The sequence below is a fragment of the Nocardia sp. NPDC059177 genome (assembly GCF_042755165.1).
Taxonomy (GTDB): Bacteria; Actinomycetota; Actinomycetes; order Mycobacteriales; family Mycobacteriaceae; genus Nocardia.
Map to the genome: position 1 here is coordinate 646,348 of NZ_JBHZBX010000001.1, position 16,594 is coordinate 662,941.

Below are 16,594 nucleotides of genomic sequence, written 5' to 3' on the forward strand. Positions count from 1 at the left end.
ATGCTCGGTGAGGGCGCATCGGCAGCCATCCGCTGATACCCCTGCCGGGCACGTCACAAACGTCGCAGCGCGAAGAACGAAATGAGGCGAACACCAGCTGTGAGCAGCTCAACTTCCCAGTTCGGACAGAACCAGTGGCTAGTCGACGAGATGTATCAGAAGTTCAAACAGGACCCGTCCTCGGTCGACGCGAGTTGGCACGAGTTCCTCGCGGATTACACCCCGGAAGCGGCCGCCGAATCCGGTAGCAGCCCGGCACCGGTCCCCGCCGCCGCTCCGGCTCCCGCCGCCGCAGCTCCCCAACCCGCTCCCGCGCCGAAGCCGGCGCCTGCACCCGCGCCCAAGCCGACGACCGTGCGCGCGCCGCAGACCACACCTGCACCGGTGTCCAACGCACCGGCCACCACCGCGCCCAAGACCGTCGCCGCCGGCCCGGAGAACAAGGTGCTGCGCGGCCCAGCCGCCGCCATCGCCAAGAACATGTCGGCCTCGCTGACCATCCCCACCGCCACCTCGGTGCGCGCGATCCCGGCCAAGCTGATGATCGACAACCGCCTGGTGATCAACAACCACCTGGCCCGCACCCGCGGCGGCAAGATCTCGTTCACCCACCTGCTGGGCTACGCGATCGTGCAGGCGGTCAAGGCGTTCCCGAACCTGAACCGGCACTTCGCCGAGATCGACGGCAAGCCGAACTCGGTCACCCCGGCGCACACCAACCTGGGCCTGGCGATCGACCTCGTCGGCAAGGACGGCAACCGCTCGCTGGCCGTCGCCGCCATCAAGGGCACCGAGGACATGAGCTTCGGCCAGTTCCACACCGCCTACGAGGACGTCGTCCGCCGCGCCCGCGAAGGCAAGCTCACCACCGACGACTTCGCCGGTGTCACCATCTCGCTGACCAACCCGGGCACCATCGGCACCGTGCACTCGGTGCCGCGGCTGATGCCGGGCCAGGGCGCGATCATCGGCGCGGGCGCGATGGAGTACCCGGCCGAATTCCAGGGCATGAGCGACGAGCGGATCGCCGATATCGGCGTCGGCAAGCTAATGACGCTGACCTCGACCTACGACCACCGCATCATCCAGGGCGCCGAGTCCGGCGACTTCCTGCGCACCATCCACAACCTGCTGATCTCCGACGAGTTCTACGACGAGATCTTCCACGGCCTCGGCGTGCCGTACGAGCCGGTCCGCTGGCGCAAGGACATCAGCGAGCGCGGCGTCGACAAGAGCGCGCGCGTGCTCGAGATGATCGCGGCCTACCGCAACCGCGGTCACCTGATGGCCGACACCGATCCGCTGCGCCTGGTCAAGGACAAGTTCCGCAGCCACCCCGACCTCGATGTCACCGAGCACGGGCTCACCCTGTGGGACCTCGACCGCACCTTCAACGTCGCCGGCTTCCACGGCCAGGAGCGGATGAAGCTGCGCGATGTGCTGTCGATCCTGCGCGACGCCTACTGCCGCCACGTCGGTGTGGAGTACACCCACATCCTCGAGACCGATCAGCTCAAGTGGATCCAGGAGCGGGTCGAGCAGAAGCACGTCAAGCCGACGGTCGCCCAGCAGAAGTACATCCTGAACCGGCTCAATGCCGCCGAGGCGTTCGAGACCTTCCTGCAGACCAAGTACGTCGGCCAGAAGCGGTTCTCGCTCGAGGGCGCCGAGGCCGTCATCCCGATGATGGACGCCACCATCGACCAGTGCGCCGAGCACGCGCTCGACGAGGTCGTCATCGGCATGCCGCACCGTGGCCGCCTCAACGTGCTGGCCAATATCGTCGGCAAGCCGTACTCGAAGATCTTCACCGAGTTCGAGGGCAACATGAACCCGGCGGCCACGCACGGCTCCGGCGACGTGAAGTACCACCTCGGCGCGCAGGGCCAGTACCTGCAGATGTTCGGCGACAACGAGATCGAGGTCTCGCTCACCGCGAACCCCTCGCACCTGGAGGCGGTCGACCCCGTCCTCGAGGGCCTCGTGCGCGCCAAGCAGGACCTGCTGAACAAGGGCGACGGGCCCGAGGGCTTCTCGGTCATGCCGCTGATGCTGCACGGTGACGCCGCTTTCGCCGGTCAGGGCGTGGTCGCCGAGACGCTGAACCTGGGTGGCCTGCGTGGCTACCGCGTCGGCGGCACCATCCACATCGTGGTGAACAACCAGATCGGTTTCACCACCGCGCCGGAGAACAGCCGCTCCACCGAGTACTCCACCGACATCGCGAAGTTCATCGGCGCGCCGATCTTCCACGTCAACGGTGACGACCCGGAGGCCTGCGACTGGGTCGCGCGCCTGGCGGTCGACTTCCGGCAGAAGTTCCGCAAGGACGTCGTCATCGACCTCGTCTGCTACCGCCGCCGCGGGCACAACGAGGGCGACGACCCCTCGATGACCCAGCCGGAGATGTACGACATCATCGACACCAAGCGTTCGGTCCGCAAGGCCTACACCGAATCGCTGATCGGCCGTGGCGACATCTCGCTCAAAGAGGCCGAGGACGCGCTGCGCGACTACCAGGGCCAGCTCGAGCGGGTGTTCAACGAGGTCCGGGAGCTGGAGAAGTACGTTCCGGAGCCGTCGGAGTCCGTCGAGGACGACCAGAAGGTGCCCGCGACCGTGCAGACCGCGGTCGACAAGTCGGTCCTGCAGCGCATCGGCGACGCGTTCAACACCCCGCCGGACGGTTTCAACGTGCACCCGCGCGTCAAGCCGGTGCTGGAGAAGCGTCGCGAGATGGCCTACGAAGGCAAGGTCGACTGGGCCTTCGCCGAACTGCTGGCCTTCGGCTCGCTGATCGACCAGGGCCACGATGTGCGCCTGACCGGTCAGGACTCGCGTCGCGGCACGTTCACCCAGCGCCACTCGGTCATCATCGACCGGATCAACGCCGACGAGTACACCCCGCTGCACAACATCGGCTCGGAGAAGCCGGGCTGGTTCGCGGTGCACGACTCGGCGCTGAGCGAATACGCGGCGGTCGGCTTCGAATACGGCTACTCGCTGGGCAATCCCAACGCCCTGGTGCTGTGGGAAGCCCAGTTCGGTGACTTCGTCAACGGCGCGCAGTCGATCATCGACGAGTTCATCTCCTCCGGCGAGGCCAAGTGGGGCCAGCTCTCCGACGTGGTGCTGCTGCTGCCGCACGGCCACGAGGGCCAGGGTCCCGACCACACCTCGGGCCGCATCGAGCGCTTCCTGCAGCTGTGCGCCGAGGGCTCGATGACCGTCGCGGTGCCGTCCACCCCGGCGAACTACTTCCACCTGCTGCGCCGCCACGCGCTCGACGGCATCCGTCGTCCGCTGATCGTCTTCACCCCGAAGTCGATGCTGCGCAACAAGGCCGTGGTGTCCGACATCAAGGACTTCACCGAGTCGAAGTTCCGTTCGGTGTTCGACGAGCCCACCTACGAACAGGGCATCGGCGACACCGCCAAGGTCAAGCGCATCCTGCTGACCTCGGGCAAGCTCTACTACGAGCTCGCCGCGGAGAAGGCCAAGCACAAGCGCGAGGACGTGGCCATCGTCCGGGTCGAGCAGCTCTACCCGATCCCGACGTACCGCCTCAACGAGGCACTGGCCAAGTACCCCAACGCGACCGATATCGCCTGGGTCCAGGAGGAGCCCGCCAACCAGGGCGCGTGGCCGTTCTTCGGCCTCAACCTCCCCGAGGTCCTGCCCGACCACCTGGGCAAACTCCGCCGCATCTCCCGCCGCGCCATGTCGGCCCCGTCTTCGGGTTCGTCGAAGGTGCACGCGGTGGAACAGGCCGAGATCATCGCCGAGGCCTTCGAGCCGACCGCGTAACTTCTCGCACCACAACGGCCGGCGCCGGGCGGATCACCACGATCCACCCGGCGTCGGCCGTTTCCACGCGCGAGCGTTTTTGTGTACACACTCAGGTGTACGCTTGATGGATGGACGATCAGCTCAGCATCCGAGAGGCGCGGGCCCAGTTGCCCGCCGTCGTCACCGCCGCGGCGCAGGACGGGCACGTCACGGTGATCACTCGCGCGGGTGAACCCGCTGCCGCGGTGATCCCGCTGTTCATGCTCGCCAAGCTCGAAGAATGGGAAGACGAGCAGTTGGGCCGCATGGCCGAGGCAGCCCTCGCCGAAGAGGGTGAACCAGCCAACATCACGCTGGGCCAAATGATGGACGAGATCCTCGCCCACGGCCATGAAGGCGCAGTGTGAAGTACGAGTTCTGCTGGACACCCGCCGCGCGCCGCGCGCTGCGCTCGATCCCGCAGCACGACGCCATCCGGCTGCTGACCGCTTTGACATTGCTCGGCGACGACCCGTATCGCCGCGACGGCGTGGACGTCAAAGCACTGTCCGGGCGTCCAGGATTCCGGCTCCGAGTGGGCAACTACCGCTTGGTGTACGAAGTAGACGACGGCAAACTGATCATCCTCGTGGTCACTGCCGGTCACCGCCGCGATATCTACGAGTAGCGGCCGATACCGCGCAGCCGGTCGACTTACGCTGGAGCGCACGGTGCGTCCGACAGCGTCAATCGAGCGCGCATTCCCATCACTCGAGCACTGCGTGCCCCTTCGAGAGTTCCCCGGTGGCGCCGTGACCAAGACTTGTTGCCATCCGACGAACCTACGCCCGCCGGTCGGGCCGTACATGTACGCCATACGGCGCACCTAGAGATAGGAATCGTCACCGATCCCGAGCGGGTGATCCCCGAAGTCGTGTTGGTCGCCGACACACGCGCCAACTCCCGGTCGCTGCGGAAGAACGCCTCGGCACTGTGGCCGTCGTTCACGACCTTGGCGAGCACGGTGACCGCCAGACCGCGGTAGGAGACCGAGCAGTGATGACTCGAATACGGATCGGAGTCACCGGATTCGGTGTGCGCGGGCGATTCGGGCGCCGGACCGCCGAGCTGTTCGAGGGCGGGCAGGTCGAGCAGCTCACAGGCGTTCGCGACGCTCTGTGTGGTGTAGACCCGGGCCGGTTCGCCACGGATCAGGTCGGTCGTCGTCATGACGACCAGCAGGGCGACCGTGGCCACCGTCAGCACGGCGGTGAGCGCCCAGGGCAGCCTGCGCCGTATCCACGGCTTATCGGGCGACCCGGCCGCACCACGAACCGTGACCGCAGCGGCGGGCGAGCTGCTCGGGGACAGCGGCGCGGGTTCGAATACCCGGGTTGCCGCGGCGGCGAGATCGGCACAGCGGGCGAATCGACCCTCGGGCCGTTTCGCCATCGCGGTCGCGATGACCGCGTCGATGGCGCGCGGCAGCTCCGGCCGGAGTTCGGAGGGGCGTGGCGGTGGCGCGCCGAGGTGCGCGGCGATGACGGCGGCCTGATCGCCGCGCGGGAAAGGTGTTCGGCCGGTGAGCAATTGATACAGCGTGCAGCCGAGGGAGTAGATGTCGGCACGATGATCCACCGTGCCCCCGTGGAACCGTTCGGGTGCGGCGTAGGCGAAGGTCGCCGCCATCCCGGACAGGGTGATGGTGTCATCGAGCGTGCGGGCGATACCGAAGTCGGTGAGCAGCGCCGTTTCCCGGCCCGCCGCATCACGTTCGACGAGCAGGTTCGCGGGTTTGACGTCGCGATGCAGCACACCCTGCTCATGCGCGAAGTCCAGCGCCGCGGCGGCGCCCTGGATCAGCGCAGGGCCCGGGCCGGGGTCAGCCCGCCGGGCTCGGCCTCGAGCAGACCGATCGCGTCCCCACCCGCGACGTATTTCATCGACAGCCACAGCACCGGATCCTGCGGACCGCTGCGATCGTAGACGGACACGATATTGGGATGCTCCAGCCGCGCGGCGACCGTCGCTTCACGCTCGAAGCCGTTGCGCGCCTTGTTGTCCAGCGACAGCCCGCTGCCCAGCACCTTGATCGCCACGCGGCGGTTCAGCCGCGGGTGCTCGGCGAGATACACCGCCCCCATCCCGCCGGTGCCGAGGAGCCGTTCGATCGTGTAACCGGCGAACAGTGTCCCGCGTTCCACCCCTGCCCACCTTCTACCGCCACCGTCCAGGACACGACACCGCTCGGCGCACCTGGGTCGGATCGAATCCAGGTGCCCACGATGGCCCGGGCAACTCACATCCCCTGATGGGCCCCCGATCACCGGGCTCGAAACCGTCGACGCGACCCGGCCGGACCGACGGACTGGCGTAATCGTGCAATCCAGCCGCGCCCAGTCGATATACCGACTGAGCCGCCCTCGATTGCACGATTACGCCAGCCCGCGGCACACCGACTGCGCACACCGAGGGCTCGGATCACACCGAAGCGCCGACGTCCGCGCGATCCGCGCGTCCAGCCGGTGCTGTAGAAGCGCCGCGAGATGGCCTACGCAGGCAAGGTCGACTGGGCCTTCGCCAGGCACCCAGGATTCCGGCTCCGAGTGGACAACTACCGCCCGACAGCGTCAAAAGAGGGCGCATTCCCATGACTCGATGGCTGAGTGCCCCTTCGGGAGTTCCCCCGTGCAGTACCGGTAGAGGAAAGCGGCGGCGCGGCTCTCTGCGTACTTCTCGTTGACCGGTTCGCCATCGTCGTCGAGTTCGAGAACATTGGCGAAGATCGCGAAACAGGTCTCCATCTGGGAAGGCGAGTCCTTCAGTTCATCCCAGTAGTTGATGCCCTCCAGCATCGGATAACCGACCGAACCACGCGCGACCCACCCGGCGAACCGGCGAATCGCCCCCGACGCGCCATGACCAAGATTCGTTGCCATCCAGCGAACCTATCCGGTGAGCCCGGACCCCGGCTCGGGGCAATCGGATGGAGCGCGGGTGGATCGCCGCACGAATGCGGTCCGTTCGCCGCACTCGATGGCTGTGGCGCGGGCCAGGCGAGCGCCACCGACGGCCGCCGGCACCGAATAACCGGTGGCCGCCGTGACCGCACCCGGATACGGTTCGTTCCTCGACAAGGAGGAGCGATGAGTACGACGACCCTGTGGCGGCCGACGGGACCGGACGAGCTGGCGCTGGTCGCCGCCGCGGGCTGGGCGGCCTGGCCGCCCCGGCTGCCTGACCAGCCGATCTTCTATCCCGTACTCAACGAGGCCTACGCGATTCTGATCGCCCGCGATTGGAACGTCCCTGCCTCCGGCGCCGGGTATGTGACCCGCTTCGAGGTCCGCACCACCTATCTCGCCAACTACGAAGTCCAGCAGGCCGGCGGTCGCGACATTCTCGAATACTGGATCCCCGCCGAGGATCTCGCCGAGTTCAACCGCAATATCGTCGGCACGATCGAGGTGGTCCGCCGGTTCCCGGACAACGCGCCACTGCCCGGGTGAGTCAGGTGGCGCGCGGCGCCGGTGCGGCGGTCCGGATGGCCGCGACCGCCGCGTGTGGGTCGTCGGCCCAGAAGGCGATGGCGCGCACCGTGACATCGCCCTGCGGAGTGGTGAAGCGGTGCGGTGCGGCGAGTTCCACCCGGACATTGGTCGAACTGCCGACGACGACCGCGAGCTGGCCGGTACCGGTGAGCTGCAATGATTTCGGGCCGTCGTAGGCGCGCAGGTCGTGGCGTACACCGCGGACGGCGGCCAGCGGGATGTCGAGGCAGGTCCGCCGCAGGTAACGCACGCGCAGGCGGCCCGGGTCGAGCACGTGTGGATACATGTGGTGCGCGGCGAGTATCCCGAGCATCCACACCGATCCCCAGACCCCGAGGACGACCGCGACGATCCGCACCGGCGCCCAGGGAATGAGCACGTGCACCGCGGGGATCTCCACCGCGCTGACCACGATGAACGCCCAGAGGATCGCCGACATCGCCCCCGCGTACCGAATCGGCGTTCCTTCCGCGATGTCGGGCCTGCGGGTGAGCGCTCGCGCGAGGCTGACCCAGATGTCGATTTCGAGCCGGACGAAGCCCCGTCCGAGCCGCATGATCGGGCGCATGATGCCCTCCTTTGCAATACAAATGCATTGTAAAGAGCGAGACGCACCGATAGCAATACGTTTGCATTGTGAAAAGATGGACCGATGCCGAAGCAGGTGGACCACAGCTCGCGCCGCGCGGCGATCAGTGACGCGGTGATGCGGGTACTCGCCCGCGACGGACTCGAGGCGGTCAGCGTCCGCCATGTCGCCGCCGAAGCCGACGTTTCCGCAGGTCAGGTCCAGCACTACTTCCCCACCAAGGACGCGATGATGGAGTACGCCGCGGGCACCATCGCCGAGCGGATCGCCACCCGCATCACCGCCGCCGGCCCCGACCCCGACCTCCACCAGCTGCTGACCGCCCTGCTCCCCACCGACGCGGACTCCGCGGCCGACGCCCGCAGCCTCATCGGCTACCTGGCCTTCGCCACCGTCCGCCCCCAGATCGCGGCCACCATGGCCACCAACGGCCGCGGCTTCCGCGACCACGTCGCCGGCCTGCTCCCCGCCCACCCCGACCCACACACCGCGGCCAACACCCTGCTCGCCCTCCTCGACGGCCTGTCCCTCCACGTCACCGTCGGCCAGATCCCCGCCGAAACCGCCCGCACCCTGCTGCTCAGCGCGATCGACGAGGCTACGGCCGCACGGCCGCACTGATCAGCAGTCGTTCGGTCAGACCGAGGCCGCGACATTCCGGCGCCCAGGTACAGAGCGCGGTGACCCGTCGAAAGGCCTCCCTTCGTGAAGCTCGCCCTCGGCGGTCAGACCTCGGCCGAGTCGTACCTCGTGTTCGACAAGATCCTCGACGCCGCCGCCAAGTCCGGCGCCGACGCGATCCACCCGGCGTAATCGTGCAATCCGGCCGCGCTCAGTCGGTATACCGACTGAGCTGTCCTCGATTGCACGATTACGCCGGGCCCCGGCGCACAAACTGCGCACCGAGAGATCCGGCTACACAGAAGCACCAACGTCCGAGCGGGCGGCGACGGCTCGGGCGGTGTCGGCCATCACCAATTCGGCATTGATCTGCGCCCCCGCCATGGCCCCGGCCGCCGCGGCCGCGCCGACCTGGGCCGACGGGTCGGTGGCATTACCCGCGATCCACACACCGGGCACCGAGGTGCGGCCGACCGGGTCGGCGGGGATGTGGTCGCCCATGCCGAAGGGGTGCGGTTCCGGGGTCAGGCCGAGATCGGCGAGGAAGGTGGCGCGGGTGTTCATGCGGGGAGCTACGACGAGCGCGTCGCGATCGACGACAGTGCCGTCGGCCAGGCGAACGCCGGTGATCCGGTCGGTCGCCAGCACTTCGGCGACTTCGCCCTCGACGATCCGGATGCCGCGGGCGGCAAGCTTTTCCGCGTCCTCGGGGCTCAGCGGGTCCGCTGTGTGGGCGAGGAAGACGATGTCGTCGCTGAGCTGACTGAACAGCAGCGCCTGATGGACCGACATCACACTGCTCGCGAGGATGCCGATGCGCTGGTCACGCACCTCCCAGCCGTGGCAGTAGGGGCAGTGCAGAACATCGTGACCCCAGCGTTCGCGCAGGCCGGGAACCTCGGGGAGTTCGTCGGCCAGGCCGGTCGCGACGAGGATCCGGCGCGCGGCGACTACCCGTCCGTCGTCCAGCGTGACTCGGAACTCGTGCCCCGGGCCCACCGGATCGGCAGCCACTCGCCGCGAATCACTGTCGCCCGCAGCGGCCTTCGGCTCACCCGCACCCGCAGCGGGCTCCGACTCCCCCACACCCGCAGCGGGCTCCGGTTCGCCTGCGCCCGCCGCGGTTCGGTCACCGGCCCGTACCCGATCGACGGTCACCACCCGACCCGGCACCACCTGCCCGCCGTACCCGCGTACCTCCGCGCGACCTCGTTCGAGTAGTTCCAGCGGCGGCATTCCTTCCCGTGCCAGCAGACCGTGCACCCCGTCGGCCGGTGCGTTGCGCGGGGACCCCGCGTCGATCACCAGCACCGAGCGCCGGGAACGCGCCAGCATGAGCGCCGCGTTCAGCCCGGCTGCCCCGCCGCCGATCACCACTACCTCGTACGAATCGTCCAGCTGTGTCATCTCGACCTCCTTCGCCGACCACCATGCATGCGAGCCGAACAAACTGGCAACCCTCTTTGCTGCTATGGCAAACTGGACGCATGGACGACCTCGAACAGACCCTCGACTCGGTCGGCCCCCGCCTGCGCGCCCTGCGCACGCAGCGCCGGACCACGCTGGCCGACCTCTCCCAGGAGACCGGCATCTCGGTCAGCACCCTCTCGCGCCTGGAATCCGGCGACCGCAAACCCACCCTCGAGCTACTGCTCCCCCTGGCCAAGGCGCACGGCGTCACCCTCGACGAACTCGTCGACGCCCCCGCCACCGGCGACCCCCGCATCCACCTGCGCCCGATCACCCGCCACGGCATGACCATGCTCCCGTTGACCAAACGCGCAGGCGGCATCCAGGCCTTCAAGATGATCATCGCCCCCGACGCCCGCGACCGCCCGAGCGAACCGCAGGTCCACGAGGGCTACGAATGGCTCTACGTCCTCAACGGCAGGCTGCGCCTGATCCTCGGTGACAACGACATCGTCCTCACCCCCGGCGAAGCCGCCGAATTCGACACCCACATCCCCCATTGGTTCGGCGCCGCTGACGACCACCCCGTCGAATTCCTCAGCCTCTTCGGCAAACAGGGCGAACGCGCCCACCTCCGCGCCCGCCCCCGCCGCAACGAACCGGACTGACCGGATCGCCTACCCGGCCGGGCGCCGGAGGAATTCGAGCGCGACGCGTTCGAACGCGTCCTTGGCTTCGGCCATCACCCAGTGCCCGCAGTTCGGGAACACGTGGACCTCGGCGTTCGGGATGAGACGCATAGGCACGAGCAGCATGTCCGGCGGACTCTGCCGGTCATTGATTCCCCAGGTCAGCAGGGTCGGACAGCGCACGGTGTGCAGCATCGACCAGTACGGAGCGAATTTCGCGGCCACCGCGCGTTGCGCCTCGAACGCCTTCGACCCGTACATCGCGGCCAAGGAGGCATGCGAGGCAGGATCTATCGCGGCTTGCCAGCGATCCTCGACGAGTTCCTCGGTCACCATCGAGCGGTCGTGAACCATGCAGTTGAGCCATCGCACGAGCTTGTCCCTGCTGGGCTCGTCGGCGAACTCCTGCAGCAACCGGGTGCCTTCGCTCGGCGCCGCGCTGAAGATGTTCGGCCCGACACCGCCGATCGCCACGAGCTTCGTGACGCGATCCGGCTGATGCATCGCGAGGTTGGCCCCCACCACCCCGCCCATCGAATTGCCGATCATGGCGGCGGACTCGATCCCGAGCGCGTCCATGAACCGCGCGACAGCGGCCCCGGCGGCGAGGACCGGATGCTGACCTGCCACCGGATCACTGATGCCGAAACCGGGGAACTCGAGGATGTAGCAGTGGAAGTGCTCGGCGAAGCTGGCGAGGTTCTTCCCGAAATTCTTCCAGCCGCTGACCCCGATCCCCGATCCGTGCAGCAGGATCAGCGGCTCGCCCGCGCCCGCTTCGTGATATCGCAGGACCCCCTCGTCGGTCGCGAGCTGCCGCCGTGTGCCTTCGTACGTGAAATCCATTCTCGCAGACTAGAACACGTTACAGAATCCAGCGCGGAGGTGCTGGTCCGCTGCCCGAGGCCGGGTGGGGGCCGGCCTCGGGTGGGGGGTCAGCCGAGGGTGAAGGTGGCGCGGCCGGAGATGTGTTCGAGTTCCTGGTGTTGGGGGAGTGAGTCGTCGGTGGTGACGATCCAGGCTTCGACGCGGCCGGCCCCGGGGCCCATGCCCATGCCAGTGATCACGCCGTCGGGGGCGTGCCGGAGCTCGCCGTTCTCGACGGCGTGGGACTGACCGTCGCTGTAGCCGGTGTCGAGATTGCGCCAGCGGACCGCGATCCGGTAGAGCTGGCAGGAATCGCCGGTCTGGGTGATCTCCACCTTGACGCCGAACTGGCCGGACTGCGGCTGGGGCACGGTCCAGGCGTTGATGATGGCCGCACAGTTGGCGCCGGGGGTGCGGCTGATGGTGGGCGTGAACTGGACTTCCGGGTCGGTGGGGAGCGCGGTGGCCGGGCCGGCGAAGCCGGCCGCGGCGGCCGCTGCCGCCAGCGTGACGACACCGGCGCGGCGCAGCAGCGAGGACTTGCGATCAGTGCTGTTCGTGAGAGTCATGTCTGGTAATTCGCGCCGCGCCGGAGCGCCGTTATCGATCGACGGTCTCAATTGGATAACCGAAATCCCAAGGGGCCCAATACTTTTGGGGTCTTGCTCGGCGATGCCGGCATTCCGCGGCCAGCACTGTTCATCGGTGTCGCAACATCCGCTGTGTCGTACCGCCCGGCCATCCCGTTAGCAGAAATCGCGCAACGCGCCCGGATCAGCGGACAGCCGCGGCGCACCCCGCACAGTCGTATCCTGAGCCGACCAGCACTGCCGACGAGGAGGGCAGATGGGCGCCGAACGATCCCCGCGCGCGAGCCGGCTCCGGTTCACCGCGACGGTCCTGCTCCTGCTGCTCACCGGCGTGCTCGTCGTCGCGTCGATCCTGGCCCGCTACCTCCGCTCCGACCTGCTCGACACCGACAGCTATGTCGCGACGGTGGGTCCACTGGCCGCCGAACCAGCCATCCAGGACGCGGTCACCGACCGGGTCACCACCGCGATCGTCGACCGGATCGATATCGAACGCCTGACCACCGACCTCACCGACGCCCTCGCCGGCGACCGCGCCGAGGACACGCCGCGACTGCGCGCCGCCCTGAACAGTCTGCCGCTGCTGCTCAGCAGCCAAACCGAGGACCTGGTGCGCGAAACGACCGAATCGGTCGTGCGCAGCGACCGATTCGCCGAACTGTGGACCGCCGCCAACCGCGGCGCGCACACGGCCGTGGCAGGCGCGCTGACCGGTTCAGGCCCACTGACCGTCGACGACGAGGGCACCGTACGCGTCCCGCTCGACCAGGTGGTGGCCGCGGTGCAGGCGCGGCTGCACGAGCGCGGCTTCACCGTCACCGACGCATTGCCCACGGTGCAGGCCGAGATCGTCGTCCTGCGGGATCCGCGGATCGCGCAGGCCCAGCGGTGGACGCGCCTGCTCGACCGCGCCGCCGACCTGCTGCCGATCCTCGCCCTGCTCACCGCGATCGCGGCCATCGTGATCGCCCCGCGTGGCCTGCGCCGCCGCGCGGTGGTGCTGCACGGCGGCATTCTCGTCGGCGCCATGGCGCTGCTGGCGGTCGCGATCGCGATCGGCCGCGCCCGCTATCTGTCCGAGGTCCCGTTGCGCCCGGACGTGGCCGAACTGCTCTTCGACACCGTCGCCGACCCGGTGCGCGGCAGCCTGCGCCGCATCGCCGCCTATGGCGCCGTCCTGGTGATCGTCGCGATCCTGGCGGGCCCGTCCCGCCCGGCGACCGCGCTGCGGACCCGGATCACCGCGCTGCTCGGGCGCGGCGGCGCGGGATCCCGTTTCGCCGCGGCGAATTCGCGGCGCCTGAGCTGGGCCGTCGCCTTGGTCGCGGCGCTGATCCTGGTGTTCTGGAACTCGCCGTCGCTCACCGTCGTGGTGATCGTCGCGGCGCTGGCCTGCCTGGCCGTCCTGGTGCTCCAGGTGACGGCCCGCCGCTCAGTTCTGTAGCGCGGCGATCAGCGCCGGGCTCAGCGCCAGCGCGGGCAGCGACTCGACCAGCAGCTCGACCAATTGCTCACGGGTTACCGGCTTTTCGAGCATCCAGGTGAGGATGGTCTCCTCGACGAAGGCGATCCAGCCACGGATGGCGAGGGTGAGCCGGGCCAGGTCCGGGTCGCTGGGCGGCAGCGGCAGCTCGCTGACGATGAGGTCGGCGATGGTGGCCCTGGTGCTGTCGACGTAGCCCGACATCTCCGGGGTGATGCTGGCCGGGCCGCGCAGCACCGAACGGTAGGACGCCGAATGCTCGGTGACGTAGTCGACGAAGCGGTCGATCGAGTCGCGCAGCATGTCGAACAGTGACAGTTCCCGATTCGGGGCGATCGCGGCGTAGAACTCCTCGATCACGTGCCGGGCGATGGCCTCGTGGAACTCCTGCTTGGACGCGAAGTAGTGGAACAGCAACCCGCGCGAGATGCCTGCCTGCTTGGCGATGTCGTCGACCGCGATGTCTTCGAGCGAACGCTCGACCAGCATCTCGGCGCCGAGAGTGATCAGCTGCAGCCGACGCTCCTCCGGGCTGAGCCGGATGCGCTTGGTCTCGCCCGAAGTCCTGATGGTCACGCCGCCCATCGTAGCGCTACTGAACTTCATTCAATAACTATTGACTCCGACTCAATAGGACCGTACGCTGCTGTACATGAGTCGCAAGGTTACAGACAAAGTTGTCGACCGCAGCGCTGCCCGCCACATCAAGACGATCATCGTCGGCAGCGGGTTCGCGGGCCTCGGCATGGCCATCCGCCTGCATCAGCAGGGTCATGACGATTTCCTCGTGCTCGAGCGCGGCAGCGATGTCGGCGGCACCTGGCGCGACAACACCTACCCCGGTGCCGCCTGCGACGTGCCATCACACCTGTACTCGTACTCTTTCGCGCCGAACCCCGACTGGTCGCGCTCGTTCTCCAAGCAGGGCGAGATCCAGGCCTACATCCGCGGCGTCGCCGAGCGCAACGATGTGCTCGACAAGCACCTGTTCGGCTGCGATGTGCTCGGTATGCGCTGGAACGCCGAGACCACCCGCTGGGACATCACCACCAGCAAGGGCGAGTTCACCGCCGACACCGTCGTCTCCGCGGTCGGCGCTCTCTGCGAACCCTCGCTACCCGATATCAAGGGCATCAACGACTTCGCCGGCGAGATCTTCCACTCGGCCCGCTGGGACCACGACGTCGACCTGACCGGCAAGCGCGTCGCGGTGATCGGCACCGGCGCCTCGGCCATCCAGATCGTGCCCGCCATCGCGAGCAAGGTCGCCCACCTCGACCTCTACCAGCGCACCGCCCCCTGGCTGCTACCGCGCGTGGACCGCCCGTACCTGCTGCCCGAGCGCCTGGCGTTCAAGTACATCCCCGGCGTGCAGCGCCTCTCGCGCGCGGCCATCTACGCCGCCCGCGAGACCCAGGTGATCGGCCTGGCCAAGTACCCCGCGCTGATGAAGATCTTCGAGACGATCTCGCGCGGCAAGCTGCTCGCCGAGGTCCGCGACCCGGTCAAGCGCGCCCTGGTCACCCCGGATTACCGGATCGGCTGCAAGCGCATGCTGATCTCCAACGAGTACTACCCGGCCATCGACCGCGACAATGTCGAAGTGGTCACCAACGGCATCGCCGAGGTCAAGGCGGGCTCGATCGTGACCAAGGACGGCACCGAGCGCGAGATCGACGCACTGATCGTGGCCACCGGCTTCCACGTCACCGACTCCCCCGCCTTCGAGACCATTGTCGGGCGCACCGGGCAGACCCTGTCCGAGCAGTTCGACGAGGTCGGCCAGCGCGGCTACAAGGGCTCGGCCATCGAGAACTTCCCGAACATGTTCTTCCTGCTCGGCCCGAACGTCGGCCTGGGCCACACCTCGATGGTGTTCATGATCGAATCGCAGATCAACTACGTCGCCGACGCGCTGGCCACCATCGACAACAAGAACCTGAAGACCGTCGAGGTCAGCCCCGAAGCGGTGCGCGTGTACAACGCCGAGTTGCAGGACAAGATGGCCGACAGCGTGTGGATGAACGGCGGCTGCGCCAGCTGGTACCTGGACAAGCACGGCAACAACACCACACTGTGGCCCGACTTCACCTTCCAATTCCGTAGGCTGACCAAGAACTTCGACGTCGCGGCCTACAACACGACCACCTCGACCGACTCCGACACCGAACTGAAAGTGGTGGCAGCACAGTGAGCAAAGATGCTTACTTCACGAACAAAGTCTGTGTGATCACCGGCGCGGGCTCCGGCATCGGCCGGGCGCTGGCCGAGAACCTGGCTCGCCGCGGCGCCAAGCTGGCGCTGTCCGACATCGACGCCGAGGGCCTGGCCGAGACCGTGCGCATCGTCGAGGGGCTCGGCGCGCAGGTCAAGGCCGACCGGCTCAATGTCGCCGAGCGCGAGTCGTTCCTGCTGTACGCGGACTCGGTGAAGGCGCACTTCGGCGTCGTGCACCAGGTCTACAACAACGCCGGTATCGCCTACCACGGCGATGTCGTCAAGACCGATTTCAAAGACATCGAACGCATCATGGACGTCGACTTCTGGGGCGTCGTCAACGGCACCAAGGCGTTCCTGCCGATGCTGATCGAGTCCGGCGACGGCCACGTCGTCAACGTGTCCTCGCTGTTCGGCCTGGTCACCGTGCCCGGCCAGGCGGCCTACAACTCGGCCAAGTTCGCGGTGCGCGGCTTCACCGAGGCGCTCTACCAGGAGATGAAGATCTCCAACACCCCGGTCAAGGTCACCTGCGTGCACCCCGGCGGCATCAAGACCGCCGTCGCCCGCAACGCCACCTACGCCGAGGGCATCGACGGTGCCAACACCGCGTCGCTGTTCGACAAGTACCTGGCCATCCACAGCCCGGAGATGGCCGCGCAGACCATCACCGAGGGTGTGCGCAAGGGTCACGCGCGCGTGCTGATCGGCTGGGAGGCCAAGGTGCTCGATGCGAGCGTGCGCCTGCTGGCCTCGGGCTACAACCGGATCTCGGCCGTGGTCAACGGCCGCTTCATGCCGCACTGACC

The 16,594-nt window shown here is 67.9% G+C and carries 17 protein-coding genes and 1 pseudogene; 10 read left to right on the top strand and 8 right to left on the bottom strand.

Annotated features, from left to right (window positions below; all coding sequences use genetic code 11):
* The first annotated feature begins 81 nt into the window (after positions 1 to 81).
* The 3 genes from ACFXK0_RS02930 (at position 82) to ACFXK0_RS02940 (ending at position 4,456) form a co-directional block, all read left to right on the top strand.
* Positions 82 to 3,807 carry a multifunctional oxoglutarate decarboxylase/oxoglutarate dehydrogenase thiamine pyrophosphate-binding subunit/dihydrolipoyllysine-residue succinyltransferase subunit gene (locus tag ACFXK0_RS02930; RefSeq protein ID WP_379407988.1) on the top strand — a complete coding sequence of 1,242 codons (3,726 nt, stop codon included), beginning with the start codon at positions 82 to 84 and terminating at the stop codon, positions 3,805 to 3,807.
* A 110-nt stretch (positions 3,808 to 3,917) separates the two neighbouring features.
* A complete protein-coding gene (locus tag ACFXK0_RS02935) occupies positions 3,918 to 4,196 on the top strand; it encodes a type II toxin-antitoxin system Phd/YefM family antitoxin (RefSeq protein ID WP_379407990.1) in 279 nt (92 codons plus the stop codon).
* Complete coding sequence (locus ACFXK0_RS02940; protein WP_379407991.1) at positions 4,193 to 4,456, top strand: type II toxin-antitoxin system RelE/ParE family toxin; 264 nt, start codon at positions 4,193 to 4,195, stop codon at positions 4,454 to 4,456. Before ACFXK0_RS02935 ends, ACFXK0_RS02940 begins: the two co-directional genes overlap by 4 nt.
* A 26-nt stretch (positions 4,457 to 4,482) precedes the next feature.
* Here ACFXK0_RS02940 and ACFXK0_RS02945 read toward each other — a convergent pair whose 3' ends face one another.
* From ACFXK0_RS02945 to ACFXK0_RS02955, 3 genes are all read right to left on the bottom strand, one after another.
* Positions 4,483 to 5,721: a protein kinase gene (locus tag ACFXK0_RS02945; protein WP_379407992.1), complete on the bottom strand. Its 1,239-nt coding sequence runs from the start codon at positions 5,719 to 5,721 to the stop codon at positions 4,483 to 4,485.
* Positions 5,628 to 5,972 carry a protein kinase gene (locus tag ACFXK0_RS02950; RefSeq protein ID WP_379407994.1) on the bottom strand — a complete coding sequence of 115 codons (345 nt, stop codon included), beginning with the start codon at positions 5,970 to 5,972 and terminating at the stop codon, positions 5,628 to 5,630. Before ACFXK0_RS02950 ends, ACFXK0_RS02945 begins: the two co-directional genes overlap by 94 nt.
* A gap of 426 nt (positions 5,973 to 6,398) precedes the next feature.
* Complete coding sequence (locus ACFXK0_RS02955) at positions 6,399 to 6,707, bottom strand: hypothetical protein (protein ID WP_379407995.1); 309 nt, start codon at positions 6,705 to 6,707, stop codon at positions 6,399 to 6,401.
* A gap of 207 nt (positions 6,708 to 6,914) precedes the next feature.
* Here ACFXK0_RS02955 and ACFXK0_RS02960 point away from each other — a divergent pair, with 207 nt between their 5' ends.
* Positions 6,915 to 7,277, top strand: coding sequence for an ADP-ribosylation/crystallin J1 (locus ACFXK0_RS02960; protein ID WP_379407996.1), 363 nt, complete (start codon positions 6,915 to 6,917; stop codon positions 7,275 to 7,277).
* 1 nt (position 7,278) lies between these two features.
* Here ACFXK0_RS02960 and ACFXK0_RS02965 read toward each other — a convergent pair whose 3' ends face one another.
* Positions 7,279 to 7,887 (bottom strand): hypothetical protein, encoded by a 609-nt coding sequence (locus ACFXK0_RS02965; protein WP_379407997.1) that lies wholly within the window; start codon positions 7,885 to 7,887, stop codon positions 7,279 to 7,281.
* 84 nt (positions 7,888 to 7,971) lie between these two features.
* Here ACFXK0_RS02965 and ACFXK0_RS02970 point away from each other — a divergent pair, with 84 nt between their 5' ends.
* Both ACFXK0_RS02970 and ACFXK0_RS02975 read left to right on the top strand, forming a co-directional pair.
* The gene (locus ACFXK0_RS02970; RefSeq protein ID WP_379407998.1) at positions 7,972 to 8,529 is read left to right on the top strand and encodes a TetR/AcrR family transcriptional regulator; all 558 of its coding nucleotides are present in this window, start codon (positions 7,972 to 7,974) and stop codon (positions 8,527 to 8,529) included.
* A gap of 93 nt (positions 8,530 to 8,622) precedes the next feature.
* Positions 8,623 to 8,715: pseudogene (locus ACFXK0_RS02975) on the top strand (biotin carboxylase N-terminal domain-containing protein); the annotation flags it as partial.
* A 108-nt stretch (positions 8,716 to 8,823) separates the two neighbouring features.
* Here the strand turns inward: ACFXK0_RS02975 and ACFXK0_RS02980 are convergent.
* A complete protein-coding gene (locus ACFXK0_RS02980) occupies positions 8,824 to 9,936 on the bottom strand; it encodes an NAD(P)/FAD-dependent oxidoreductase (RefSeq protein ID WP_379407999.1) in 1,113 nt (370 codons plus the stop codon).
* Positions 9,937 to 10,016: 80 nt separating this feature from the next.
* On the opposite strand from ACFXK0_RS02980, the gene ACFXK0_RS02985 reads away from it, so the two are divergent.
* A complete protein-coding gene (locus tag ACFXK0_RS02985; protein WP_379408000.1) occupies positions 10,017 to 10,607 on the top strand; it encodes a helix-turn-helix domain-containing protein in 591 nt (196 codons plus the stop codon).
* Positions 10,608 to 10,616: 9 nt separating this feature from the next.
* On the opposite strand, the gene ACFXK0_RS02990 is transcribed toward ACFXK0_RS02985, so the two are convergent.
* Both ACFXK0_RS02990 and ACFXK0_RS02995 read right to left on the bottom strand, forming a co-directional pair.
* On the bottom strand, positions 10,617 to 11,474 hold the full coding sequence (locus tag ACFXK0_RS02990; RefSeq protein WP_379408002.1) for an alpha/beta fold hydrolase: 858 nt from the start codon (positions 11,472 to 11,474) through the stop codon (positions 10,617 to 10,619).
* 89 nt (positions 11,475 to 11,563) lie between these two features.
* Positions 11,564 to 12,064: a hypothetical protein gene (locus ACFXK0_RS02995; protein WP_379408003.1), complete on the bottom strand. Its 501-nt coding sequence runs from the start codon at positions 12,062 to 12,064 to the stop codon at positions 11,564 to 11,566.
* 277 nt (positions 12,065 to 12,341) lie between these two features.
* Here ACFXK0_RS02995 and ACFXK0_RS03000 point away from each other — a divergent pair, with 277 nt between their 5' ends.
* On the top strand, positions 12,342 to 13,529 hold the full coding sequence (locus ACFXK0_RS03000; RefSeq protein ID WP_379408004.1) for a hypothetical protein: 1,188 nt from the start codon (positions 12,342 to 12,344) through the stop codon (positions 13,527 to 13,529).
* On the opposite strand, the gene ACFXK0_RS03005 is transcribed toward ACFXK0_RS03000, so the two are convergent.
* Complete coding sequence (locus tag ACFXK0_RS03005; protein WP_379408075.1) at positions 13,518 to 14,153, bottom strand: TetR/AcrR family transcriptional regulator; 636 nt, start codon at positions 14,151 to 14,153, stop codon at positions 13,518 to 13,520. The two genes, ACFXK0_RS03000 and ACFXK0_RS03005, sit on opposite strands and share 12 nt — an antisense overlap.
* Positions 14,154 to 14,220: 67 nt before the next feature.
* On the opposite strand from ACFXK0_RS03005, the gene ACFXK0_RS03010 reads away from it, so the two are divergent.
* Positions 14,221 to 15,762: a flavin-containing monooxygenase gene (locus ACFXK0_RS03010; protein ID WP_379408005.1), complete on the top strand. Its 1,542-nt coding sequence runs from the start codon at positions 14,221 to 14,223 to the stop codon at positions 15,760 to 15,762.
* Entirely contained in the window at positions 15,759 to 16,592 is an 834-nt protein-coding gene (locus ACFXK0_RS03015) for an SDR family NAD(P)-dependent oxidoreductase (RefSeq protein WP_379408007.1), read from the top strand. Before ACFXK0_RS03010 ends, ACFXK0_RS03015 begins: the two co-directional genes overlap by 4 nt.
* The last annotated feature ends 2 nt before the right edge of the window (positions 16,593 to 16,594 follow it).